Below are 22750 nucleotides of genomic sequence, written 5' to 3' on the forward strand. Positions count from 1 at the left end.
AGGTAAATCCCCATGATTGAGATTCAGTATTGAGACCATCGCCTGAAACTTGCTTATAGCTATCACCAAATGCCACTTCTTTTATTCGATGCTTAAATTCGCCAGTTGGCGAGTCTTGGATTTGAGTTCGCCACTTAAACTCTTCAATCATTATTACCCCTAAATAAAAAAGCCACCCGAAGGTGGCTATGTGAGGATCAATCTAGATAATCTTTACTGATTTAATAATTTGATAGTTTTCCGTGCGTGATCTTTAGCTTCGTCAAAGTATTCGGCTAGCGGTTTACTAGAGTTCAAGTTTGTTTGGTAGACTATATTTGCCAATACGAAATCAACACTATACTCATCACCTTTATAAACATCGACAGGAATGCTGATTTGCTCATCTTCTGGGTTAATGATTACAGTTCCAAGTTTTAATTCCATTACTACCTCTCATTAATTTTTTAATACTGTTCTTATCTTCCAACAGAAACAGCTTTGATTATTTTGTACAAATCACCACCTTCACGCCCCTCTATTGCCATGAAGCGCTTAAGCTTATTATTTAAGGATTGCTCCGCAGCTCGGATATCAACATTCTGCATAGAACCTTGCTGTTGAGCACCACTTACAACGCTGATGCCACCAAAATTAAGATTGACGTTAATCCCACCAGCAGGATGAGTGCCGTAAACTTGCACTCGAGGCTGACTCACTGACATTGGCTGAGAGCCACCTACATATCCACCAGATGCATAACCTCTCTTTCCTGCATCCATTAACCGATATAGATTAGCTTTACCTAATTTAGCCGTACTCTCTTTGTCAAATACAAATTCGCCTCTATGCACGATACCAGCTACATCATATTTACCGCCGTCACCAGTATATCCGCCTGTTGCATGACCTTTTAGCCCTAAGAATTCACCAACAATAGTCCCACTAAAAGCAGCTTTCATAGCATTCAGCATCGCCATTTGCATAAGCATTTTAGTCGTCATTTCTAAAAATGAGCGAGTAAAGTCACCAAAGCTAGCTTTGCCCTTTAAAACAAAATCGACAACGCTATTACTCATACCTTGAAATACTGATTGGCTAATTTGAGATACGTTACCATAAACATTGGAGACTTGGTCTTGAAATTCTGCAAATCCCCTTTTAACTCCAGCCTCCCAATTGGTACGTAACGAATCTTCTTTACTGTAATAATCCTCTAATGCCTGCTTCTCTGCTGGTGATTTAGCTTGCTCAAGTGCGATGTCACGTTGGTACATACGGTCAGATTTACCAGTGCCCATATCCAGCGCTCGACTCTTAGCTTTTATTTCTTCAACTCGTTTTAGTTGCCTATCTAACTCTCTATTATGTTGCTTTTGACGCTCTATTTCATCGCCAACTACTGCTAATGCGCGTTGAGAAGCTAATACATATTCTTTTTTAGCCAATAACGATTGCTCATCATTGGTAAGCTTACGTGTCGCTTTTGCTTCTTCTAATACAGCTATTTTGGCTTCCATATCCCAAAGCTTTTTACGCTCTGAGCTAATCACATCAGCAACAGTTTTATGCTCTTTTAATACTTTAAGTTGAGCCTGTAGAGAAACGAGAGCTTCATTGGCTGACTCATCCGCACGAGTGCCATAGTCAGGTCGATATGCTGTAGGTTTCTTTTTCCCTCTCAGTTTTTCTTTCTCATACCGTTCCTTTTCACGACGAATCGCTTTATCCTTTACAGCCTGAGAAGCGTATTCTTTATTTTTTATTTCACTTAATTTGCGTTGGTGTTTCTCCTCCGCGGTCTCATATTCTCGCCTTAATGCTTCATCAGCCAAAATCTGTGACTTTTTAACCTCTTCCTGTTTTCTAGCCGCCTCTTTTCTCGCATTCTCTATATCCCTCTGAAACTTTTCTTCGTTTAGTAAATCCAGTTCTCGCCTTAAATCTTCAGGTGTCTGACCTGTTTTATAATGATGCAGTCCTTTAGCAGCAGGGTCTAACTGGAACTCAAGAAGTTTCTCTTCATAGTCTTTAATCTTTTGGTCTAGCGCTCTTTCTCGTCCTATATTAAGCATTGCATCCCATGCATCGCTCGCCATTTCCTTAACGCCTTTCCAAGCTGATTCTAAAAAACCTAAGTTGTTTTCAATTTGCTGACTACGCTCCTGCATTGCATTGGCATAAGACTCCATTGCTATCTTTGCAACCTCATGCTCCTTCCCCTGCTCTTGCAGTGCCATTATTTGCTCTAACTGAGTAGCCGTTAAGAAGTGAAGGGATTTATCTAGTTCAGTAACAGCTTTAACTGGCTCCTCTTTTAAACGCTGAAATTGCTTGATTGTTTCATCAACTGACTGACCAACAGCCTTTTCGATTGCGGCTGCTGTTTTAGAAACCATCTCAACTATATCGCCGGAGAATCCCCCTGAGCCAACAACTTTTGATATAGCATCAGCCATACCATACTGGGTAATACCATTTCCTGATAAGTTTCTAGCAAGAGTATCCAGTTGTGCCGCAGTCTTCCCTGCATACCTACCAGTAAGAATCAGTTGCTTGTTATATTCACTAAATTCCTTAGAGCCTTGATATGCAGCAAGAGCTACCGCAGAAGCGGCACCAACAAATCCAAACATTGCAACTCTTGCTGGGGTAATTAGCGATGCTAACGCCTTCAATGAGTTTCCTATACCACCGAAGGAATCTTTTATCTGACCACCTTGCTGTATCATCACCATCCATACAGGCATCCCAGATGCCAACGATGTGACAATATCCGTCATTTGAGCGGGTAACTGACGCATAGCGTTTCGATATTGACCAATCGTGATTGAACCATTTAAGAATGCTTTTTCTTGTTCTTTCAGCTTGGCAATCATTGGCGCAGCTTGTTGCGAAACTCCCATTTGCGCTGCTTTCAACTCTAGAATTTCAGTTTTGGTTTTTCCTATAAAATCCGTCTGATTTTTAAGAGATTGTAAGAATTCATCTGCGGCTTGCTTTGCTTTATTCGTTGCAGCCTCCTGAGCTAATAATGCTTGCCCTTCTGCAGTCAGAGACATGTGCATTCTTTGCAGCTTATCTCTAGTTTGGTCTAATATGCTGCTATAATCTTTGAATTGATCTTTGGGAAGTAACCCTTTTTTACTTGCTGCTACAAGCTTTGTCTGCCAGTCATCTAATCGTTCAAAAGCTTTATTTGTAGGGTTCAGCTGATTAAGTAACTCATGAAGCTCTTTACGCTGTTTCTCCGCAGCTTGAGCTGCTTTTTTCTGGTTATCAACGCCGCGTTTAAATTGTTCGTTCAGGTCTTGAGCTGAGCCATTTACCTTTTCTGCTGTGCTGCCAAACTCCTTTAATTTTTGAGTCCCACGCTCTAAATCAGACGTATCAGCTTTAAGAGAGATGGTTGCTATATCTGCCATTTACCTTTCTCCAGATATAAAAAAACCACTCATAGGTGGTTAAATTAGCTTGTATGTAACTTTTATTTAAATTAACGCCATATTATTCTAGAATTTCATTTTCCAACATTCATCACTAACCAGATAACCTTTAAACACACAAAGGATTATTAACATGCTTAGAAAATTGACACTCATCGCAGCCCTTTTCATCGCAGCCAATGCTCATGCTGGAAACGAGTTAACTATCAGTAAGTTAGCTAGTGATGCAAAGACTAAAACAGCATTCCTTCAAGTTGTAAAAAATAACGACCTCCCATCATGGGTCTTAACTGGTGGTACTGAATCCCCATCAAATACTGTGACTTTAAACGGTAATGAATACCAAGTAGCAACAGCGTGCAAACCTCACAATTGCCCAGCAGAGCGAATTGCGATTATGTACTCTAAAGAAAAGAATGTTATGGCAGGTGTATTCTCTTCAAATGATGAAAAGAACAATACTGAGGATTTACTCTGGTTTAATATCACCGATGATTTATCAATCGATGGGAAAACGGTTTTATTTGCAGCACTTACGGGCAGCCTAGATAATCACCCTAATGATTTTAACTATAAGTAATTAAACTTAAAGTAGTTATTTTCAGAATTAGCCCACCAATGCCAATAGAATGGCGTTAAAATAGAAGCCCAAGGACGGGCTAGATTAATTACTTTGCAGTCAATTTGTAACTCTCATCAATCAACACTTTAAGCTCATCTTCAGGAAATCCACTGTCCAACTTTATAGTAATCCAGTGCTCTTTATTCATGTGATATGCTGGATATACCCCTTTCTTTAACCTCAACGAACCAACTAATTCAGGAGGTGATTTAAGGTTTATAATATCTACCATCTCATCACTCTCGCTTTCATATAACTTCTTTGATGATATTGTCAGAATGGCAGCAAACCATTTTGAGTTATTTTTATGCCTATAAATGATGTAACTAGGAAACTTAGCCCATGGATACTCAGCGACAGCACCATAATTACTCTGGATATATTCCATAAGTTCATTTTTGTTCATCTCACCATCCCACGAATAAGTTTTAGTTATGCTAACTTAGTGGGAGTGCAAATTGAAGCAAACAAAAAGGTCACATAAGCGACCCAATCAATACTTTTGCTACTTTTTATTACTTATTGACGTAATTTGCATACAGTATAAGTAATATTGGCGTTGCAATAATATCAGCAGCAATAGTAAATGGTGTAATCATGACATTACCAGCCAATTTACCAGCACTAAGTGATGTGTATTCCTCTGTAGTATAAAACTCAACCTTATATGATTGATTTAGCTTAGCATTGGGTACTAATGGAAGAGTTATTCCATTCCTATCAAATAAATATCCACTTAGCGGGATTGTTTTAACCCATGACTTATCATTATCAAATCGCCTCTCACTAAAACCAAAATCCTTAAGGCTTTTCTCTTGTTCTGGACTTAACCTGTACTTTTTATCTATATAAACAAAGTAACTGTCATTAAATTTTACTAGTCCTTCTCTGCGCTCATCTGGCTTTATCTCGATTCTAATAACTCCCTCCGGGTTATTAAATGCTGACAATGGAATTACTTTAACCAACTCATTTAATTTCATTAATTCAGCAGAACCATTCGTCAGTATATAAATATATTTATCACCTAAAAAACCATAACCTGAAGTAGGAAGCTCAATCTCTTTTAATTTTTGATTAGTTAGTTTATTTTTAACACTAATATCTTTATATTCAAAAGTAGATACAATATTATCTTTTAAATCAACACGTTCCCTTATATTGGTCTCTTTTGCCGTGTTCGAATCCCAAACCGCCGCAGTTACGCACCCAGTAGAACTTAAAATCGATACGCTCAAAAAGCACGCTAGTAATTTATTCATTCCATTGCCTTAATAAGTTTAATTTAAGTCCAATGGATATTAGGATAGATGCAAATTTCAGGCAATAAAAAACCCACCGGAGTGGGTTATTAACACTATTTATAGTTGAGCACATGTACATTAAAAATTACGAATATTAGCAATCTCTTCTTGTGTGACTTCTAGAGACTCTAGAGATCTCTGGTATTCATTGGGTTCCATTCCTTCAAATTTTTGATGTCACTCTCATCTATTCATGTTTTTTAAAATAAATCTATTACCTATAGACGGGTCAACTGTTTTCGTATTTGCAATCAGCTAGACCGACACTAATTTCTTGACCTTTGTTGCTATTGTGCAAAATAACTTTAATACCCATTCTGTCGTATATCATATAAGCAAATGTAACCCCTGAATTTTCACTAAAATACACAGTAGCTTTAGCATCAGTTGAAAGCAACTCAAGCTTTGGTGATGTTATAACTACCCCTGTATCAAAGGTTATATTTATCATTGCATTGTTATAATCTGCATGTGGAGTTACTTCCAACTTAACAGTCCCGATTTGCACTCCGTTATATCTATTGCTATCACTAAGGTCATCAGGTATGGAATAAACTCCACAGTTATACTTTCCCGCCAAAGCCAAAATATTATAGTTATTATCTCGATATAACCCCATATCATTCTCGTTATTAGCAGACAGGGTATATCCAGAAAATAAAATAAACAGGGCGCAAATATACTTAATCATCTTTAACCTCATTAATAAATTAGCCCCCTGAATATACCTGAATAGCTTTACTACACATAATCGAACTCTTTAGTTAAAAATAATTATGTGATCTAGAATGCAAGCTCATCCTTGGGCTATGTGTAGGTTAGGCAACTTCCTTCCCGTGAATAATATGGCGTAACGCGCTAATACCGTTCTCATTATAACGGAACGCTTCAACCTGCTTTGATGAGTAAGCTGACTTGTCCAAAAAGAACTTACCGAATTCGTCAGTTTTCAATCCGTTCTTGTTTGCAATACGACCAATTTTATTTGCTGACACTTCTAACCATATTCTTAATCACAAAGAGGGCTTCTGATTTAGAAGCCCTCTAGTATTAAACTCGCTTAACTACATAAATTTTACATTAATGACCGGACGTTTTAGCTTCTCGACAAGCCTCGAATAAAAACCAGACACGGCGTTCTGTTTCATCAATCCAGTTTTCTATTAGGCTTGTAGTGGAATAATCGCCATGTTCTGCGCATACTTCATGTGCTTTTCGAAATTCTGAAGCCAACATTTTATTATCTTCACAAAGCTCAGCAAGCATATCTAAAGGTTCTACGTATTCCGCATTGTTATCGCTAATCCTTTGCATTTTTGATATTTGCCCTATAGAACGTATAGTCACACCACCTATTTTACGAACTCTTTCAGCTATAGGGTCTGTCATGGAGTATAGTTGTTCACTTTGTTCATCAAGCAATAAATGATAATCGCGGAAATGTGGACCACTCATGTGCCAATGAAAGTTTTTAGTTTTTAAATAAATAGCAAAAATATCAGCCAAAATTGCATTCATTGCTCCACTGATATCTTTTGTTGCTTTTGGAGATAAATCTGTTGGCGTTTTAAGTGGGCGAATTTGTAGTTCTTTAGCTTTACTCATAATTAACTCCTAAAGATAGTCACATCTGTTTTGATATTAAAGATGTTAAAACAAATTATTACACTAATGTTCTTTCTATATATCTCTTAATTGGTTATGAAACTATTTAGCCAACATTGCTTTTCAATATGTGCTGATTATTTTAATTATGTACTTAATAACATCATTCATTGATCTATATCAAATTCTAATGCATTGAATAAATTAACTAAAAAACAAAATTGAATATCAATCTTTATGTGACTACCTAATTAAATCCGATCTTCAGACTTTAAACCTAACTTACTGAATTTAAACTCTTGTAATCCTCGATATTCTATTTTCCATGCTAGATTTTAGCTACAGGCAGCTCATTAAAACCTGTCGTGTACGCTGGTGATAACATTTCGCGCTTCATCTGATATCCACTATCGCTCCCTTTCGCAGCAAACCAGACTTTACCTAAACCACTATTATTTATTGTATCTAATGTTTTCATAAGTTCATCGCCGTTCTTAAATGGTTTTTGAGTAGAAAACATATCAAACTGAGTAACATCTGAATCTGTGAAGTCAGATAACATTATCCCGGCTTTATAGTAGCGGTAACCATCTCGCCATATAGAATCTAAACCACGCATAACAGCATTAATGATGTCTCGCGTGTCGCTGCTAGGATATTCAAGTTTGATACTGACACTATTAGCGTAATCTTCACCAAATGCGTGTCTGCTTGTTTGAATGAATAAACCAATAACTCGACATCGCTGTTTTTCTTCGCGTAGTTTCTCCGCTGCTCGTTCTGCATAGTCACAAATAGCCTTGCGCATAATGTCGATATCTAAAACTTTCTTACCGAACGAGCGAGAGCATAATATTTGCTGCTTAACTTTTCTGACTTCTTCAAGCTCAATACAGGACTCACCGTTAAGTTCTCTGAGCGTCCTTTCTAGCGTTACGCCAAACACTTTGCGTATTGTAGCCACTGATGCATTAGCCAAGTCTAAAGCGGTATAAATGCCCATAATTCTTAACTTGGCTGAAATCCTTCGTCCAATTCCCCACACGTCTTCAATCGGAATAAATGACAGTAATTTTCTTTGCCGACTTCTATCAGATAGCTCAACCACACCATCAGTCTTCTTCCACGTTTTAGCGGCATGATTCGCAATTTTAGCCAGCGTTTTAGTCGGACCGATGCCAACACTTACTGGCAAGTGAGTTCGCTGCAATATCGTTGATTGAATTTCTCGCCCATAGTCTTCTAAATTAAAGGTATGAACCAAGCCAGTGAAATCAAGAAATGCCTCATCTATTGAATACACTTCCAAACGCGGAGCATACATTGATAGTAGAGACATCACTCTGTTGCTCATGTCAGCGTATAACGCATAGTTCGAGCTAAAAATGTTAATATGATTTTGCAGGTAATAGTTTCTTCTCTCATAGTAAAGCTCTCCCATTTTTACACCGAGTTTTTTTGCTTCAACAGAACGAGCAATTACACAGCCATCATTATTACTCAGAACAATTACTGGCTTTCCTGCTAAGTCTGGTCTGAAAACTTTCTCACAGCTCGCATAAAACGAATTTACATCAACTAAGGCAAACATTACTGAGCCTTATGAATAATGAATGTGACTACGCCAAATATCTGTAAATCCTGCGTATCACCAATATGTATTGGTTGAAAATCAGGATTCATCGGTATCAACATCGGCGGATAAGACTTTAATCTCTTAACTGTAAACTCCCCATCAACACTGGCGATAACAATATCCCCGTCCTTTGCTACCAATGCGCTATCGACAATCACAACATCGCCATCGTTAATGTTAGCGTCAATCATAGAATTACCTTCGACGCGTAACATATACGTACTATCTGGATGTTTAATCAATGTGCTGTTAAGGTTTATTCTTTCCTCCATGTAGTCAGCCGCAGGAGATGGAAATCCCGCTGCTACTCTATCTAAGAATAATGGAATGTTGAGAATTGATTCGGAATCGATAGGCTTTAGCTTCATAACGCACCAATATTACTGTATTTATATACAGTATATTTCACTCATTTTCATTGTAAAGATCATTTTCAAGTATCAAAAGACTAGAAATATGCAATCCCCTCCTAGAAAATCAGACCTACAGTGTCGTTATTCCTCCTTCATTTACTTTTTATAAAGTAAACTTATGGCTTATAACTATTAACTGCATTGCCGAAAATATGAAATATACATTATTGTTACTGACATCAATTCTAATGGTTGGATGTCAAGGAAGAAGTTATTCAGAATTAACTCCAGCAGAAAAAGCTGAAGTCAGAGCTGCTCATGATAAAAGTGCCAAAATATCTAGAAAATGCAATCGTATAGAAAATCAATCTAAACGTACTGATTGCTTTCTCGATAGAGACGACAATGACTTTAACCGGCTCTATTAATTTAAAGTTAATACTGGGGGCATTACAGCCCCTGACTACTCGTTTATCAACTCAAGAGCCTTTAGCTCCATAACCCTTAAGTCATCAAATATGGTCGCTTTATTTTTGATGTTAAGTAGCTCTAAAACATTGGGAATAACGCTATAGTCGAGTCCCGTAGCACCATTCATACCAACTCTCCACTGTGTACTCATCGCAGAAAATACCAGATATGACTCCCATACATCAGGAACAACTTCAACATCATCAATATCAGGCGGAAAGCCAAAAGCTCGCTCAAAATTTTCAGCCTCTTGCTTTGTCATTCCCCCATACATTGCTTCAGCGACCGATATTAGTTTTTTTCGCGATTACCTAACAATTCATTGTAATACGTTGTCGTAATAGCCCCTGCAGCTGATGGATAGTTGTCAAATAACAACTTTAAATTATCTTCGTTATAAGGCTCTTCAATTGCCCAATCAGCAATAATTTGAGTAAAAAATTTGTTTACTGGCTCATTTTTTAACTCTTCCAATTTACTCATTGGTAAATGTTTAAACGTAAATGTCACAACCTCCGGCTCGCTTTTGCCAGCCACTCGGATTTTTACATCAGCTTTAAATATTGGATTGGGATTCAGAGTAAATTTCGCCATTAGGTTTCCTTAAAAGCCCCAAAGGGGCTGTTATTATGCGGTAGTGTAAATTTGCATATCTGATTTAAGAGAGAAACGTGCAGATACGTTTTCAACCTCGTTAATTGCAGTATTAGGAACGCGTTGGAATGACACACTAGCTGAGTAGTAACGGTCTTCACCAGCCCGTTTATTATAAAAACGAATCGCTGTTAACTGCTTTGTATCATCCAAGGACATTAATAACCCTCGAATAGGTAATTTCGCATCATGAGCAAATGTATAAACCTGCACAATACCCGATTTATAGGTATCAACTGTTTCTGCTTGCTCATCTTCTAAGAATTGAATTTCTTGTGTTTGCTGCTCACCACCTTCTGTTGATAAGGTCATGACTTGGGGCATTACTTCCCATTCTTGAACTGATTTTAGCGTTCCTTTGCCGCCGCCAATCGGAAAACGTTCTGTATCTGTCGTATCAACACCATCAAGCGTGATACTTGTGTTTTCTGCTGATTTCACACGAAAGACACCAGACATTTGTTTCCACCCAGATGTGATGAGAACAACATCTCCGGCTTTAATGCCACTTGATGCTGCGACAGAAAGTACAGCTTCAGTGGCATTACTTGCCGCCGTAAACTCAACATCTTTTCCGTATTTACTCGCAACATAAACACGTGAGCCATTAGGAATGTTATAAGCCATTATGAACCTCATTTTTATGCATAAAAAAACCGCCATTTAGGCGGTCGTTTATCGGATTGAATAACATCGATAGGATGTACGTATTGGAATGATGTAGTTGATATCACTAGTAAGTGGCGGTAGCTGATTTGGTTCACCGTCTAGATACAGTGACTCCGTGAGTGTTAGACCATTTTCGAGCTGCTCTTTGACGGCATCAACCAAGCTAATAACCGCCGAATCACCATTACCAATCTTTTCAACAACATTAAGTTGAATAACACCTTTTTGAACTGGCATATCTAACGCTAGACCTAGATTTTCGGTTATGGCTGGCATTATATGTAATTGCAAATATGGAGTGCTAATATCGTCAAACTCAATATTTGACCAAGCCACCTTCACCCCTTCTTGCTTAGCAATTTTTGCCACCAGCGCACGAATAGACTGATTGATTTCAGATTGTTTCATTTACTTCATCTCTGCGATAGCGTCTCTAAAGAACTTACCTACGTTTTCAGCGGTAATTGCAATCATGCCATTAGGAGCTTGTCTTGAGTGCCCCATTTCCAACCTGTAGGCATAAGGAACATTGTTAGTAAAATAGATAGCATTCATACCCACTTTGAACTGCTCAAGCACATAATTACCAACCGCCTTAGTCATATTGCCTGATTTATCAACTCGCCCAGTTTCACCATCAGCAGGTGAATCAAAAGTGACTTGCCAATTCCCACGGAATCGCCCTCCTGTATACCCCGGAGGTGCCTTGATATCCATAGAGTCATTAACGCGAACTCGTTTTTTTAACAAACCCCTTTTCGGTGTCAGATTATTAGGGTCTTTTCTCAGTGCTTCATTGTACTCAAACACAGCTTGATTATAATTAACAGCCGTCTGATTAACTTCCCATAGTTCAGGATTACCAACCGGAGACATTTCAACTAACTGTGCGAGAATCTTGAATCCCGTTTTACTTACTACCGTTTCCATATTTGCTTGAGATTTCTCTACAAACAAATTAACGGACCTCATGAATGAATCAGTCATATCAAGCCCTCAGCTGAGGTTTGTAGCAAATAACAATATCAGCAGGTTTCACGGGGTTAGGCTCATGCACGCGAAGCCAGATACCATCAACAAGAACAGAATCCCCTTTTCGAATATCAACCTCTGGAGAAAGAACCATTTTAATATCCGTAGAGAGAATTAGAGTTCCATCAATTTCATATGGCTTGTACAAAACCTTTACACCAATGATTGAAAATAGAGACTCAGGCTCATGATGCTCAACACCATTATCATCAACCCAATGCTTGCCAGCGCGTTTCACTTGATATGAAGCACCGTACTTTTTCAGTATTCGTAATGCTGTGTGACAACCTCGCTGATAAATATTCATCACTACCTCACTGCAAATGTGTTAATCCCCAAGCCTTCTGAGCTATCAATCAAGCCATATAGCAAACCTTTCAGCCAAGCAAAATTAGGCACGCCAGTATTTGTGCCTTCTGCATACTTCAAGTCAATTGCCCCCTCTATACGCTCAGAAATGATTTCCGCACCTAATGTTGGCTGTAATTCATTCTCTTGTGCTTCAAGTGCAAGGCGACACTGAGCCTGTATAACCTGATTAGGAATCGCATCACTAGCAATTGCAACCCCATCACGAAATAATCCAGTGCGAGGAAAAGATAATGGCTGCGTACTGTCGGAACGACTACCCTTCCATTTTTGGGATTCTAAGAAGTCCATAGCAACGATGAGTAATGACTCGAGTGACTTGCTGTCTGACAGAGGTAAATTCCTGACTTTCGCATATGCTTTTAAATCTTCAATACCAGCATAACTATTAAACGTAGGTGAGTTTTTATCGGCATCAATCATGACCACCTCAAAATAAAAAGGGGCATTACGCCCCTATCTTCACTTGCCATCAGTAGTTTTTTTCCTTTTCACTACTTCAGGCTCTATTGCTTTGCTGCATTTTTGCTCTGAGCAGTTAATTTAATCATCACACCTGCTGTCAATTTGTTGCTCGTAAAGTGTTTTTTCCAGTTACCCGCAGTACCTAACTTGGTTAGGTCTGGATTTTTGCCTTTTGATTCATCCCAGCTATAACCAAGCACGCCTACGTTAACAACGCCTTCGCCACGATATCCAATCTCTAGGTTTTCCTTATCATTAATCTCAAATGAGCGGAAGGCTGGCTCTTGTGACTCTATGATAGTCACCGCCCCCGGAACAAGACCAAAAATAGCATCAACTGGCGCACTGTCTGTTACCAAGACGGGTTTACCTAACGTTCCCGGCTGCCCACCATAGATAACCACACCAGCCTCTTCGTATACTTTGTTATCAATCGCTTGGTCAACAATATCGAAATACGTAGTAGAGTGCATGACGAAGAGATTTACACGGTTAAACTTGTCCCCATATCGACGCAGCCCTTTGGTGAGTGTTTTTTTCCCATCTGTAGCAATGTCTGCTGTCACGACCATATCAGTATTACTACCGATAGCTGCCCCCAATGCGGCTAAGGAATATTTAATGTAACCTTCTAGAGATGCATCAGCAGCATCAATACCAACTAGCTCAGAAAATTCAGATACATCTCGTCCTCGACGTTTAAATGCCTCTTCCGTTGTTGCATATGGACCATATTTCCATGGAGCTTTCACTTCAACAGATTCGCCCGCACCAATTTTTTACTCTCTACTGTCCCTGTTGAATCAACATCACGATGCTCAATCGAGCCACCAATTTGATAGAAAGCACGCTTACGGAAATCTCCTTCAATAAAAATGTTATCAAGCACAATGGCACCATTCGATGCCTGATTAAATACTGCTAAATTATCTTGGCGACGCTCTAAAAACGCTGTTTGCGCCAAGTCGTTGTAAATTACTAAATCGCTATTAGTCGTCGTAGCCATTACTTATCTTCCCTTACTCTTTAGGTAGTTTTAAAAATGTGTCACGTCCGTATCTGCGAATATAATCAGCTTTCTCACTCGCAGACATTTGAGAACGTTTAAGGTGTGCACCACCTTGTTTATGTTTTCCTGCATCCGTCCCTGAAGCAGCAGGGAACAAATGAGGCGCGCTTTCTTTTAATGATTCGACCCATTCAACGGGTGATAGCGGTGTTCGACCGTCTTTCCCCATAATTGGATTACCATCATCATCAACGGCTACGGCCTGACCTTCATCGTTGATTTGGAAAATGCCTTTGGCACGTAAAATTAAGTCTTCTTGTGCGCTAGCTAATGCGCCGGCTTTACCAGCAGCAGAGCGCACTTCATCTCCCAATACACGTTGGCGAAATTTATTAGCAAAAGCCTCAGCCCTTTCCACTCGGCTATTGGCTTCTTTCAGTTGTTTATCAACGTCATTGCGTAAGCGCTCAGTACGTTTATTAATGACTTCATCAATTTTGCCGTCAGCGATTAACTTGGCTTCTTCATCATTTTCAAAACGTTTGAGAATTCCACGTACAGCATCGGGATCAATACCATCAAAACGCTTGAGATTATCGTTTTGCTCTTTGAGCTTACCCAATAACTCATCACGTTTAGCCTTCAACCCAGCTACTTGCTCACCGACTGCTTTATCGATAATGGCTTGAATTTCCGGTGTGATTACAGGTGCAGTTCCACCGCTTCCACCACCAGCTCCATCATCAGCCTGTGAGTAATATTTGCGTTCGATATTCATAAATAACATGTTGTTCCCCTTGGGATTCATTGCGCCTAGCGCGTTAAAGTAAACCAGCCCTTGGCTGAATTTAGACAATAAAAAAGGTCACCGAAGTGACCTTGGTTAAATCGTTAATTGATTAGCTATAACCTGCATCTTTAAATGCTTTTTCGTCTAGCTTTTTGAGTTGTTCTAACGAAATAAATTCTCCCTTATCTGTATAAAATTCAGAAGGATGCATACCGCCCTCTTTCATTAATCTAAATCGTGTTTCACCGAATACTTGCCGTTGTCGCCAGTCTGGTTGTCGCTGCACCCAATCAAGAAAATTGGTCTCTGCTGGAACTTGCCCATCCATTGATGCTCTCGTTCCTGCGTCCATCTCATTCGCATCAATACCTAATTCACGCCATGACTTAGTGACGAAAGTTTCCGTTGAGCGGCAATTAAAATGGATTTTACCGGGACCTTGTAGATAGGGGATTTTGTGTCCTATTGGTTTACCTTCCAGAGTATACTTCAGCCTATCCCGGACAATGCAATCATGGGAGGTTTTATTATCGAGAGTGGATAGCCACTGTTTGCAGTCAAGGGTATCTTTATTAGCTTCAGCAAATTGTTCTCTTGCTGTCGCTTGTAAGTGACTGATTGCCGTCTTCGCTATCGTTGTTACGTTAGCTCTACTAAGTTGTAAGGCACCATCTTTATAGCCTTGATTTGCATGACCTCTGATTTTACGCCCAATCTCTAGCGCACTATCGCCATTTAAATAACCATTGCGAACAGCATTGTTTATGCGTGTCATGCGGTCAGATTCTAATCCAGCAGCCCACTCAGACAGTAATTTCCCTTGAAATGGACGAGACATTGCTGAGGAAAACAACATCTCCTCTGTAATACCCATAAGCGGATATTGGCGTAGAACAGCATCAGGTAAGAACACCTGAGAATCAACAACATTCAATTTTCTATCGTTGACCATGATGTGTCTATATCCATCTATTTCACAGACCCATACGAAAATAAGTATGAAATAACAACATATGAGCACTTCAAAATATAAAAATCATAGTTAATTAGGTAATAAAAAACCCGCACAAGGCGGGTTGTCTCTTGCAGTAATTACATTTTACTTTTCAATAAATTAATGTCGCTATAAATAATCCACTTTTGATTCTATTGAAATATCAATACTCTTTGTCTATCAAAACCATTAGCGCTAGCAAAGCTAAGGTATTCATCTAAAAGTTCTGGCGGCATAGTTGGTGTACGCGATAATACCCATAAGTAATCTTTATTAGGGCCCACAACTAGTGAATACTGGTAGTCGTCATCAAGCTTAATAATGTTATAGCCGCCGTAAAAAGGACCGAAAAAAGACACTTTCAAGGCACCTACATCCGACGATTCAACAAAATAAGCTTTTCCTATACTCTCTTTCCACTTTTTCCCGTTTGAATCCCATCCTCTATTGACTACCTTTACACCACCATCATTGCGTAGAGAATAGCTTGCAGAAACTTTACTTAGCCCCTTTTCAAATCGATTATCTATTCTAGCCACTTCATACCATTCACCAAGATAGCGAGATAGCTCAAAATGTTTAATAGGGGTTATGTCAGATGGCACCTTAACACTACACCCATTAAGTAAAAGCATACTTACAAGCATAAAAACTGACTTTATCTGCATTACAACCTCACAGAAAATTTATCTATAAGATACTTTCGCATAAAAAAGAGTGTAGAGCGACTATAGTGATTTAATATTTCGTAACTATAGAGCCCTAGCATTTAAATAAAGTCATTGCCGCGCTAACCCGAATTACCCTAACCAGTGTGGTAAAGCGATTGATGATAATATTAAAAGAATACCGACTAAAAGGTATTGAAAAACATGAAGCATACGGATAAATAACTCTTTTAATATCATAGAGTGTACCCCTTATTGCTAATGTTATTTTATTATCAAAATGAATAGCACCACCTAAAATATAGCAGCTCTTTTTAATTTGTCAGATATCATATCTCACTAAAGCACTTATCTATTGCTTATAATCATCTATCACGTTACATATCGTTCCAATAAACAATCAAATTATTCTGCTATAATGAAAGACGACCTTTGTAGCTTATAACCTCACACAATGTAAGGAAGGAAGTATGATTAAAAAATTCAGTTTCCTCATATGCTCACTAGTTATCGTTATGAACTTGGCTGCCTGCAATACGACTAAAGGCGTAGGTAAAGATATAGAAGCCGGTGGAGAAGCAATACAAAGGGCTGCAGAGTAAAATCTTACTTTTACCCAACCCTTGAGGCTTAGATATAAATACAACCTCTTATGCCTCAATTTTCAAAAAATACAATACCATGGCTAGCATTAATTGATAAAATCAAATATTTCACTTAAGACAGGTAATTAAACTTATCATAGTGTGTTTTTATTAACTGACTCTAACTTATAAGGGATATTACATATGAAAAGAAAAATAATTACAGCAATATTAATGACATTATTTATTCCAGTCATTGCGAGTGCTTCATGCGAAAGCGTTGTTGAAGAAATTACGCAAAAAATTATTAACAATGGTGTCCCAAGCGATAGCTTTACCATTACTGTCGTTTCAAGTGAAGAAGCAGCCTCACAACAAGGTACTGTTGTAGGTAACTGTTCTAATGAAACACAAAAAATTATTTATACAAAAAAATAATTCGCCCCAAAAGGGCTCGTCCGGAGCCCTTCCATTTTAATCGTAAAACATGGGCGTCTCAAATTATAGCTTAATAGAATTAGCTTAAAATCCTAATCAAAGTCACCCTTCTTGTGCTTGCTTCTGCATTATTCGCATTGATATCAATACAATTCTAGTTACCGCAAAAATATTCTGAAACCTCAAAAATACCTTTAAGACGGTCAAAATTGTAATATCTGATTGAGATTACTACCTTTTTCATGTAGTCGTCACTTATAGTTAATGTATAGTGGCGCTCTATTCATAAGCAGTTATTTTCTATTTTGCCCCGATATTTGGGGCTTTTGTTTTTGAGTTTTAAGTAATACTCGTTACTTAATAAAATTAAATTCTGAGTAGCTAACTTGCTTATAATAATGGATATTATTATGCTTGAACTCACTAAAACCCCGCAATTCCTTTCAAGTATTTCTTACCTTTAGGAAATTTACCTTCACCTTCTTGCTATCAACGAAATCAATAATTCTTAATTTATAGCCATATATTACCGAGCTTTAATTCTATTTATAACTAACAGCTCAGTCACCTCTCAGGTAAAAAACAGCCTGTATAAATTAAAAACTGTTTCTATTCATTTTTCTTGTTTTTTATTGCTACCAAGTCGTTAACTTTCACTCATGGCGACCTAAGCCAAACTTGTTTGATTACAATGAGTTAATCAATCTAATATTAGTCATTTCTAATGCCAATCTGAAATATTTTGAAATAACTTGAAATAGATTGAAACATAGCGGATTTAAACTACACTTTTCATTCGATTTTATTCAAAAACTAACACTGTTATTTATTTTTCTGTGATGGATAGAAATGTACAGAATCAACATTGACTCAAAAAGCGGATATCTTATTGATTATAATCATAAAAAAAAGATATTAGAAATTAGTCACCATAAAGAAGGTGCTTACCGATATAAAAATGTGCCATATATTGAATATCAAAGATTAGTTGTAGCTAAAGATAAGAAACAACATATTGACCGATATATTATTGGGAAATATATATTGATAAAAGACGTTTGATTATATAACTACTACTTCCCTCAGCATTGAGGGAATTCTTATTTCTGTTAAGTTAAATATTTCTACCTTTCATCGCGAGTTATCCATACCCTCTAACTTAATTAAATAAAACTTATCTCAAGCATTCCATCAGAATGTAATTCTGCAAATACAACGTCTGTTGTTCGTTTTCCGTCATCATTTCTCTGAGACGCCAATAATCTTGTTCAGCTGCTTCACTAAGTCGTGCGGGATTTTCATTGCTTCCGCTCTCGGAGGTATTCGCTGCGGGTTTTGGACATTTGGCGTTGACGTACACGCGCTTAGTGCCATTACTAACATCATTGCGCAGCTTATCAATTTCAGCTTTTGCATTTGAGAGATCCATTGTGTGAGTTTTGTCGAGTTCATGAAGTAAGTTAATGCGTTTTTGGTAATCCTCATTAATTTTGACCTGCTCTGTCAACTCAACGAGTAGTCCGGCATTTTTGGTATTTAACTCACCTATCCTCTCGTGTTGTTTCCACATTCCCCATATCGCTATCAATGCGACAATAAATAACAATATGCTGACTTTATTCATGGCGATTACCATAGAGACGTTTAAAAATTAACTTGCCGACCTTTGTAATGCTCGATAGCTTTCTGGCAACGCTTTTCTAAACTTATCTTGTCAGTGCCACCACAAGTGTCGTCTCGAAGTGCGTATACGCCAATTGCCCAGTAGATGGGTAGACAGATAATAAAGGAGGATAAGCATAAGCAAACTCGCCAAGACACACGTTTTTTTCTACCTCTCGTCTCGTCATTAGCCCTTTCCACGCCTTCCCCCCTGCATATATCCAGCGTTTTAGTTCATGACATGCGCCAGCTTGGTCACCAGTATTAAGTTTTTTAAGTAATGTTGAGCGCGAGAAAGCACCTATTCCCACGTTATAAGTAAATGAATAAAGTGCCGCCCTGGTGTAATCAGGAATATTGATTTTAATTAAGGGGTTTACTGCTTTAGCGACGATTGCTAAGTCTTTTTCCAGTAACTCGTCACACTCGACTTTTGTATAGGTTTTCGTCGGAATAATGTCAGAACCTGTATGCCCATAACACACCGTAAGAACACCACCTACATCACGGTAGGGTTTGGGCTCATATCCCTCAAAATTAATCACCATTGCAACAGTTAATGCCATCAGCCCACCTGTCACAGCGGCTATTTTTATTTTATTTGGTATCTTTGCCACTGTTAGCCTCTCTTAATTTGAATTCTTTCCGTTTGTAGTACCAATTCACCAAGAAGGTAGCGACAGTACAGATAATCCCAATGAGCACCGCCCACTGGTCTAGTGATAACGCCCCAGCTGCAGTAGTGATAACTCCAAGAGCATAAGAAAAGGGGCTAGAGTATTTTTCGTGCATACGCATATCCACCCCTGCGGAGTGTTCCGATGTTTAGTTAATAGAAAGCCACCAGCAATAGCAGCTAGATTTAGATTAATGAATTTAATCAGTATTTGAGATAAGTTAGATATTCAGCCCAATGTGACTTACCGAAGGGATGGCTGATTAACTACGAATTTTCACAGATCGCTACCTTTTGCATGTCGGCGATCTGTTTTTCTAATGCTGTTACTCGTTCCTCTAGACCTAAATCACAACTAGTGACAATAACGCCTAAAAATTCACCTTCATTTTGATTACTCATAACTACCTCTCTTAAACGAAAAAAGGCCACGCAATGCGTAGCCCTTGGAATTTTTTGTTGTTGAATTACTACCTCTACTTAAAATGATAGTAACTAGTATTTATCCTTTTTTTCAAAAACGCTATTCTCAGCTTGCATATCAGTCATGCATTCAGGACAACTAACAACAGTGCTCGCAGTTATGCTTTCAACTTTCTGTATTGCACCATACTCACCAAAATAATAACCAACATAAGCAGCATTACTGTGTTGAATAAGTTGCGGGCATACTTTTTTATGCAATACGACTATTCCATCGCGATCACTTTTCGTTAAATAATAATCCATAACGGCCTGCCTTATTCATTTCCCCGTTATTTCAACCTAGCAAATAGGTAGCTTCGTATCAATGAATAGATCTAGCGCAGATAAATAATTGGAAGAATATATGGGTAGGTACTCAACATTCGCGTTATCCACAATAAAAAGGTAACTCCCAGCTTTGCGGGTAGATTTCAAGAGCGGCAGTACTACCACTTGAAGTTACCTGATCGTTATAGAGTTACACATTAAAACAATGTTAAAAATAATCATAAAATCTTCAAATATATCTCATGATATCTCCATACTTTTTTAGTGGTTATTTAGTAATCTAAAAAGGCAATCTAGCATCTATCCATTAATTATAATTATCAGGAGTCAGATTATGAAAGCTATATTCCCACTACTTCTATTAATCCCTATCATTGCGATTGCACAGCCAGGATCATGGAACAACTCAAACAATCCTCGGTGGCAAGATACAACTAATGAACGCCCATTTAATCAAAATAGAGCTAATATGCAGAATATGCGTAACATAAATCAAGGATCAGCCGTAAGAGGTCCTAGATTGTTAGACTGTTCTAATACTACCAACGTAGCCTTGTGTGAAAAACACAATGAAGCTCTAAAAATATGTGGTACAGAGAGGGGTCCAGTACACGCACAATGTATGCAAGATGAAATGTATGGACGAAGAAATCAATAACTTACTCATCAAGTATTTATTACATTACTTTATTTAGTACACAATAATCATTATGTAAAGGCATTATATTAGTTGTAGCCTAATCTAAATTTTCTAGTTTTAAATTGTTTATATTGCCACCCACTGGAGTGGCTTTTTTTTGCCAATAAAATCCCCGCATTGCGAGGTTTCATTCTATAAGTTCGGTTACAACGTATTCACTCTTATCACACTAGCATTGATTTTGCGTAGCGCACTAATACCTTTTTCACTATCTACCGTATTTTGTTTCCCCATAACTTCACTATGAGTGATGGTGACGACTAGATCATCAGATGTGCATTTGACACGATATTTTCTAACAAACTGGGGGGCAGTTTTTCCGTAAAAATACCTTTAACAAGACGCTGACCTTTCTGATGTACTTCAAAAGAGATTGAGCCATTAAGCTTTGGTGCCGTAACTTGGATTGTTTTCACTTGATGCCTCTCTTAAACGAAAAAAGGCTACACAATGGCAGCCCTTGGGATAATTTTTTAATAAAATAGAAAGTTACTGATAGAAAATCATCAATGTACAAACGCCCACAAATAAAGCAACCATACCGTGTAAACAGGTGGCTATCATTGCCCGTTCAGTATTTACATGGCTCTTTTTCCGGTTACCTAACCACTCCCCCAAGGCAATTATGAAGCAAAAAAAACAATAAACCCCAGCACCAAAAATAATAAAAACCATCCACAACCCTCGGTCAAGTGCTGACCATCCTCCAGAGTTATTATGTGGGCTAACTTGATTGATGATTAAAGCAATGATAAATGCAATAAGACCGAACCAAAATGCATTTAGAATTCCTTTCCCTGCGACCTTATATTCTACTTTTTCCGTATCCATATATTTTCACTCTTATTGAAATTTAGCTTAAGTTTGGCATCGCTGTAATGCTAAAGTAAAAAACGGAAAACGGCTAATAGAAAAACGGTTGGAGGCATTATTCTAACGAATAATAAAATACAATCACTTAACTTAAATGGAATTTACCATGCTTGGTGGTCTTGTTCAGTTATTAACAGCTATCCCTATAATTGGGTTTGTGGTCTCATTCATAATTATTGTTTCATCCAGCCAAAGCAAAGGGACTTTCGGTATATCTATCGGTGTGATACTGGCATTTCGCTCACTTATGTTGCTCATGTGGACATCTAACCTACACTAATATTAAGCCCATCAGCCTTGGCATTCTCCACAATGAAAAGGTAAGTCCCAGCTTTGCGAGTCGATTTAAAGAGCGGCAGACCTACCATTTAAACGTTATAGAAAATAAATAAAACGTACAGACCGACTTTGTGGATTACTTTGTACTTCACTCTTAACCTTTGGTAGCATCAATAATTACCCTTTAAAAACAGGATAAAGAGTATGCGTAAAAACAAATCTATATTAGTATTTTTTATTATCGCCTTAGTAACAGGTTGTTTATCGAACACTAAGCCCCAATCTAAGTCTGACACTTGCGTGATAAAGATGGATACTCCCGAAGGTAACTTACCCGGTAAAATAGAGCAATCCAGTGGAAATGGTCCTGAATGTAAAGCGATTGAAAAAGCTATAGATAAAACTATCTAGCATATGAATTAGACAGAAGCTGGCAAATAGAGTTTTCATTATTGAGAATGCAAAAAACCCCGCAAATGCGAGATTTTTAATAATAGCCAATCAAGTTACTAACATGCTTGCGCTTTCATAGCACTTTTGCAAAAAATGCATTTAGCGCCATGTGGATTATTTACTGAAATATCAAACTGTGACGTTCTATATTGAGATCCACTACAGCAAGGACATTTAAAGTACAGATAGACTTTTATAGTGTCTTTAAAGCGCCACCACGTTTGCCGCAGCTGGACCTTTTGCACCATTCTCTACTGAGAAGCTAA

Annotated in this window: 29 protein-coding genes and 4 pseudogenes; 5 read left to right on the top strand and 28 right to left on the bottom strand. The window is 38.1% G+C overall.

From position 1 onward, the window contains the following. The 3 genes from PR766_RS17705 to PR766_RS17715 all read right to left on the bottom strand — a co-directional run. On the bottom strand, nucleotides 1-151 hold a 151-nt coding region (locus tag PR766_RS17705; protein ID WP_272518486.1), incomplete at its 3' end, for a phage tail protein. A gap of 62 nt (nucleotides 152-213) precedes the next feature. Continuing rightward, complete coding sequence (locus PR766_RS17710; protein WP_036952419.1) at nucleotides 214-426, bottom strand: hypothetical protein; 213 nt, start codon at nucleotides 424-426, stop codon at nucleotides 214-216. A 32-nt stretch (nucleotides 427-458) separates the two neighbouring features. Beyond that, the gene (locus PR766_RS17715) at nucleotides 459-3404 is read right to left on the bottom strand and encodes a phage tail tape measure protein (RefSeq protein WP_154635796.1); all 2946 of its coding nucleotides are present in this window, start codon (nucleotides 3402-3404) and stop codon (nucleotides 459-461) included. A 154-nt stretch (nucleotides 3405-3558) separates the two neighbouring features. On the opposite strand from PR766_RS17715, the gene ivy reads away from it, so the two are divergent. Continuing rightward, on the top strand, nucleotides 3559-4005 hold the full coding sequence (ivy, locus tag PR766_RS17720) for an Ivy family C-type lysozyme inhibitor (protein WP_036960318.1): 447 nt from the start codon (nucleotides 3559-3561) through the stop codon (nucleotides 4003-4005). Nucleotides 4006-4093: 88 nt separating this feature from the next. Here ivy and PR766_RS17725 read toward each other — a convergent pair whose 3' ends face one another. The 18 genes and pseudogenes from PR766_RS17725 to PR766_RS17805 form a co-directional block, all read right to left on the bottom strand. After that, the gene (locus tag PR766_RS17725; protein ID WP_006659239.1) at nucleotides 4094-4453 is read right to left on the bottom strand and encodes an MmcQ/YjbR family DNA-binding protein; all 360 of its coding nucleotides are present in this window, start codon (nucleotides 4451-4453) and stop codon (nucleotides 4094-4096) included. A gap of 109 nt (nucleotides 4454-4562) precedes the next feature. Continuing rightward, nucleotides 4563-5309: a hypothetical protein gene (locus PR766_RS17730; RefSeq protein WP_036960316.1), complete on the bottom strand. Its 747-nt coding sequence runs from the start codon at nucleotides 5307-5309 to the stop codon at nucleotides 4563-4565. A 271-nt stretch (nucleotides 5310-5580) separates the two neighbouring features. Further along, nucleotides 5581-6042, bottom strand: coding sequence for a hypothetical protein (locus PR766_RS17735; protein ID WP_036975041.1), 462 nt, complete (start codon nucleotides 6040-6042; stop codon nucleotides 5581-5583). Between the two features lie 127 nt (nucleotides 6043-6169). After that, nucleotides 6170-6352: pseudogene (locus PR766_RS18480) on the bottom strand (hypothetical protein); the annotation flags it as partial. Between the two features lie 79 nt (nucleotides 6353-6431). Continuing rightward, complete coding sequence (locus PR766_RS17740) at nucleotides 6432-6956, bottom strand: Dps family protein (RefSeq protein WP_006659243.1); 525 nt, start codon at nucleotides 6954-6956, stop codon at nucleotides 6432-6434. Between the two features lie 328 nt (nucleotides 6957-7284). Further along, entirely contained in the window at nucleotides 7285-8547 is a 1263-nt protein-coding gene (gene umuC, locus PR766_RS17745) for a translesion error-prone DNA polymerase V subunit UmuC (RefSeq protein WP_154635797.1), read from the bottom strand. Beyond that, entirely contained in the window at nucleotides 8547-8960 is a 414-nt protein-coding gene (umuD, locus tag PR766_RS17750; protein ID WP_036960306.1) for a translesion error-prone DNA polymerase V autoproteolytic subunit, read from the bottom strand. Before umuD ends, umuC begins: the two co-directional genes overlap by 1 nt. Nucleotides 8961-9408: 448 nt before the next feature. Further along, a complete protein-coding gene (locus tag PR766_RS17755; protein WP_224050447.1) occupies nucleotides 9409-9678 on the bottom strand; it encodes a DUF1799 domain-containing protein in 270 nt (89 codons plus the stop codon). Between the two features lie 29 nt (nucleotides 9679-9707). Further along, nucleotides 9708-10010, bottom strand: coding sequence for a phage tail assembly chaperone (locus tag PR766_RS17760; protein ID WP_036960303.1), 303 nt, complete (start codon nucleotides 10008-10010; stop codon nucleotides 9708-9710). Nucleotides 10011-10043: 33 nt separating this feature from the next. Then, entirely contained in the window at nucleotides 10044-10697 is a 654-nt protein-coding gene (locus PR766_RS17765) for a phage tail tube protein (protein WP_036960300.1), read from the bottom strand. Between the two features lie 48 nt (nucleotides 10698-10745). Further along, nucleotides 10746-11147 (bottom strand): phage tail terminator-like protein, encoded by a 402-nt coding sequence (locus tag PR766_RS17770; RefSeq protein ID WP_154629326.1) that lies wholly within the window; start codon nucleotides 11145-11147, stop codon nucleotides 10746-10748. Further along, nucleotides 11148-11726: a hypothetical protein gene (locus PR766_RS17775; RefSeq protein WP_036977974.1), complete on the bottom strand. Its 579-nt coding sequence runs from the start codon at nucleotides 11724-11726 to the stop codon at nucleotides 11148-11150. A gap of 1 nt (nucleotide 11727) precedes the next feature. Continuing rightward, nucleotides 11728-12078 carry a hypothetical protein gene (locus tag PR766_RS17780; RefSeq protein WP_006659251.1) on the bottom strand — a complete coding sequence of 117 codons (351 nt, stop codon included), beginning with the start codon at nucleotides 12076-12078 and terminating at the stop codon, nucleotides 11728-11730. Between the two features lie 2 nt (nucleotides 12079-12080). Further along, on the bottom strand, nucleotides 12081-12563 hold the full coding sequence (locus PR766_RS17785; RefSeq protein WP_006659252.1) for a DnaT-like ssDNA-binding protein: 483 nt from the start codon (nucleotides 12561-12563) through the stop codon (nucleotides 12081-12083). Nucleotides 12564-12646: 83 nt separating this feature from the next. Beyond that, nucleotides 12647-13611, bottom strand: a pseudogene (locus tag PR766_RS17790) (major capsid protein). Nucleotides 13612-13624: 13 nt separating this feature from the next. Beyond that, entirely contained in the window at nucleotides 13625-14401 is a 777-nt protein-coding gene (locus PR766_RS17795) for a hypothetical protein (protein WP_036952450.1), read from the bottom strand. Nucleotides 14402-14513: 112 nt separating this feature from the next. Then, nucleotides 14514-15341, bottom strand: a pseudogene (locus PR766_RS17800) (phage minor head protein); the annotation flags it as partial. 209 nt (nucleotides 15342-15550) lie between these two features. After that, nucleotides 15551-16066: a lipocalin family protein gene (locus PR766_RS17805; RefSeq protein WP_154635798.1), complete on the bottom strand. Its 516-nt coding sequence runs from the start codon at nucleotides 16064-16066 to the stop codon at nucleotides 15551-15553. Between the two features lie 470 nt (nucleotides 16067-16536). Here PR766_RS17805 and PR766_RS17810 point away from each other — a divergent pair, with 470 nt between their 5' ends. From PR766_RS17810 to PR766_RS17820, 3 genes are all read left to right on the top strand, one after another. Continuing rightward, on the top strand, nucleotides 16537-16668 hold the full coding sequence (locus PR766_RS17810; RefSeq protein ID WP_006658157.1) for an entericidin A/B family lipoprotein: 132 nt from the start codon (nucleotides 16537-16539) through the stop codon (nucleotides 16666-16668). 186 nt (nucleotides 16669-16854) lie between these two features. Next, nucleotides 16855-17088 (top strand): DUF1161 domain-containing protein, encoded by a 234-nt coding sequence (locus tag PR766_RS17815; protein WP_006661264.1) that lies wholly within the window; start codon nucleotides 16855-16857, stop codon nucleotides 17086-17088. Between the two features lie 849 nt (nucleotides 17089-17937). Then, nucleotides 17938-18150, top strand: a complete 213-nt coding sequence (locus PR766_RS17820; RefSeq protein ID WP_154635799.1) for a KTSC domain-containing protein — start codon at nucleotides 17938-17940, stop codon at nucleotides 18148-18150. A 112-nt stretch (nucleotides 18151-18262) separates the two neighbouring features. On the opposite strand, the gene PR766_RS17825 is transcribed toward PR766_RS17820, so the two are convergent. The 6 genes from PR766_RS17825 to PR766_RS17850 form a co-directional block, all read right to left on the bottom strand. Further along, the gene (locus PR766_RS17825; protein WP_050788072.1) at nucleotides 18263-18712 is read right to left on the bottom strand and encodes a lysis protein; all 450 of its coding nucleotides are present in this window, start codon (nucleotides 18710-18712) and stop codon (nucleotides 18263-18265) included. A gap of 82 nt (nucleotides 18713-18794) precedes the next feature. Beyond that, entirely contained in the window at nucleotides 18795-19367 is a 573-nt protein-coding gene (locus PR766_RS17830; protein WP_036975060.1) for a lysozyme, read from the bottom strand. Beyond that, nucleotides 19348-19548: a phage holin family protein gene (locus PR766_RS17835; RefSeq protein WP_006658152.1), complete on the bottom strand. Its 201-nt coding sequence runs from the start codon at nucleotides 19546-19548 to the stop codon at nucleotides 19348-19350. The genes PR766_RS17830 and PR766_RS17835 overlap by 20 nt, the downstream gene beginning before the upstream one ends. Before the next feature lie 145 nt (nucleotides 19549-19693). Beyond that, nucleotides 19694-19828 carry a hypothetical protein gene (locus tag PR766_RS17840; protein ID WP_262362027.1) on the bottom strand — a complete coding sequence of 45 codons (135 nt, stop codon included), beginning with the start codon at nucleotides 19826-19828 and terminating at the stop codon, nucleotides 19694-19696. 93 nt (nucleotides 19829-19921) lie between these two features. Next, nucleotides 19922-20155, bottom strand: coding sequence for a hypothetical protein (locus tag PR766_RS17845; protein WP_154635800.1), 234 nt, complete (start codon nucleotides 20153-20155; stop codon nucleotides 19922-19924). A 1213-nt stretch (nucleotides 20156-21368) separates the two neighbouring features. Beyond that, nucleotides 21369-21710 carry a hypothetical protein gene (locus tag PR766_RS17850; protein ID WP_006658147.1) on the bottom strand — a complete coding sequence of 114 codons (342 nt, stop codon included), beginning with the start codon at nucleotides 21708-21710 and terminating at the stop codon, nucleotides 21369-21371. Nucleotides 21711-22235: 525 nt separating this feature from the next. On the opposite strand from PR766_RS17850, the gene PR766_RS17855 reads away from it, so the two are divergent. Beyond that, a complete protein-coding gene (locus PR766_RS17855) occupies nucleotides 22236-22442 on the top strand; it encodes a thiamine biosynthesis protein ApbE (protein WP_154635802.1) in 207 nt (68 codons plus the stop codon). 116 nt (nucleotides 22443-22558) lie between these two features. Here the strand turns inward: PR766_RS17855 and ymcF are convergent. Then, nucleotides 22559-22732 (bottom strand): annotated as a pseudogene (ymcF, locus tag PR766_RS17860) (cold shock small protein YmcF); the annotation flags it as partial. Nucleotides 22733-22750 lie beyond the last annotated feature (18 nt).

It is taken from the genome of Providencia sp. PROV208 (assembly GCF_028479465.1).
Classification (GTDB): Bacteria; Pseudomonadota; Gammaproteobacteria; order Enterobacterales; family Enterobacteriaceae; genus Providencia; species Providencia alcalifaciens.

Bases quoted from the DNA above. Each gene is read 5' to 3' on its own strand.
- PR766_RS17730 (WP_036960316.1), bottom strand. From the start codon at position 5,309: ATGAATAAATTACTAGCGTGCTTTTTGAGCGTATCGATTTTAAGTTCT.
- PR766_RS17770 (WP_154629326.1), bottom strand. From the start codon at position 11,147: ATGAAACAATCTGAAATCAATCAGTCTATTCGTGCGCTGGTGGCAAAA.
- PR766_RS17735 (WP_036975041.1), bottom strand. From the start codon at position 6,042: ATGATTAAGTATATTTGCGCCCTGTTTATTTTATTTTCTGGATATACC.
- umuC (WP_154635797.1), bottom strand. From the start codon at position 8,547: ATGTTTGCCTTAGTTGATGTAAATTCGTTTTATGCGAGCTGTGAGAAA.
- PR766_RS17775 (WP_036977974.1), bottom strand. From the start codon at position 11,726: ATGACTGATTCATTCATGAGGTCCGTTAATTTGTTTGTAGAGAAATCT.
- PR766_RS17840 (WP_262362027.1), bottom strand. From the start codon at position 19,828: ATGAGTAATCAAAATGAAGGTGAATTTTTAGGCGTTATTGTCACTAGT.
- ivy (WP_036960318.1), top strand. From the start codon at position 3,559: ATGCTTAGAAAATTGACACTCATCGCAGCCCTTTTCATCGCAGCCAAT.
- PR766_RS17710 (WP_036952419.1), bottom strand. From the start codon at position 426: ATGGAATTAAAACTTGGAACTGTAATCATTAACCCAGAAGATGAGCAA.
- PR766_RS17760 (WP_036960303.1), bottom strand. From the start codon at position 10,010: ATGGCGAAATTTACTCTGAATCCCAATCCAATATTTAAAGCTGATGTA.
- PR766_RS17845 (WP_154635800.1), bottom strand. From the start codon at position 20,155: ATGGATTATTATTTAACGAAAAGTGATCGCGATGGAATAGTCGTATTG.
- PR766_RS17835 (WP_006658152.1), bottom strand. From the start codon at position 19,548: ATGCGTATGCACGAAAAATACTCTAGCCCCTTTTCTTATGCTCTTGGA.
- umuD (WP_036960306.1), bottom strand. From the start codon at position 8,960: ATGAAGCTAAAGCCTATCGATTCCGAATCAATTCTCAACATTCCATTA.
- PR766_RS17755 (WP_224050447.1), bottom strand. From the start codon at position 9,678: ATGACAAAGCAAGAGGCTGAAAATTTTGAGCGAGCTTTTGGCTTTCCG.
- PR766_RS17765 (WP_036960300.1), bottom strand. From the start codon at position 10,697: ATGGCTTATAACATTCCTAATGGCTCACGTGTTTATGTTGCGAGTAAA.
- PR766_RS17815 (WP_006661264.1), top strand. From the start codon at position 16,855: ATGAAAAGAAAAATAATTACAGCAATATTAATGACATTATTTATTCCA.
- PR766_RS17795 (WP_036952450.1), bottom strand. From the start codon at position 14,401: ATGTTATTTATGAATATCGAACGCAAATATTACTCACAGGCTGATGAT.
- PR766_RS17740 (WP_006659243.1), bottom strand. From the start codon at position 6,956: ATGAGTAAAGCTAAAGAACTACAAATTCGCCCACTTAAAACGCCAACA.
- PR766_RS17820 (WP_154635799.1), top strand. From the start codon at position 17,938: ATGTACAGAATCAACATTGACTCAAAAAGCGGATATCTTATTGATTAT.
- PR766_RS17850 (WP_006658147.1), bottom strand. From the start codon at position 21,710: ATGGATACGGAAAAAGTAGAATATAAGGTCGCAGGGAAAGGAATTCTA.
- PR766_RS17715 (WP_154635796.1), bottom strand. From the start codon at position 3,404: ATGGCAGATATAGCAACCATCTCTCTTAAAGCTGATACGTCTGATTTA.
- PR766_RS17725 (WP_006659239.1), bottom strand. From the start codon at position 4,453: ATGAACAAAAATGAACTTATGGAATATATCCAGAGTAATTATGGTGCT.
- PR766_RS17825 (WP_050788072.1), bottom strand. From the start codon at position 18,712: ATGAATAAAGTCAGCATATTGTTATTTATTGTCGCATTGATAGCGATA.
- PR766_RS17780 (WP_006659251.1), bottom strand. From the start codon at position 12,078: ATGAATATTTATCAGCGAGGTTGTCACACAGCATTACGAATACTGAAA.
- PR766_RS17810 (WP_006658157.1), top strand. From the start codon at position 16,537: ATGATTAAAAAATTCAGTTTCCTCATATGCTCACTAGTTATCGTTATG.
- PR766_RS17855 (WP_154635802.1), top strand. From the start codon at position 22,236: ATGCGTAAAAACAAATCTATATTAGTATTTTTTATTATCGCCTTAGTA.
- PR766_RS17805 (WP_154635798.1), bottom strand. From the start codon at position 16,066: ATGCAGATAAAGTCAGTTTTTATGCTTGTAAGTATGCTTTTACTTAAT.
- PR766_RS17785 (WP_006659252.1), bottom strand. From the start codon at position 12,563: ATGATTGATGCCGATAAAAACTCACCTACGTTTAATAGTTATGCTGGT.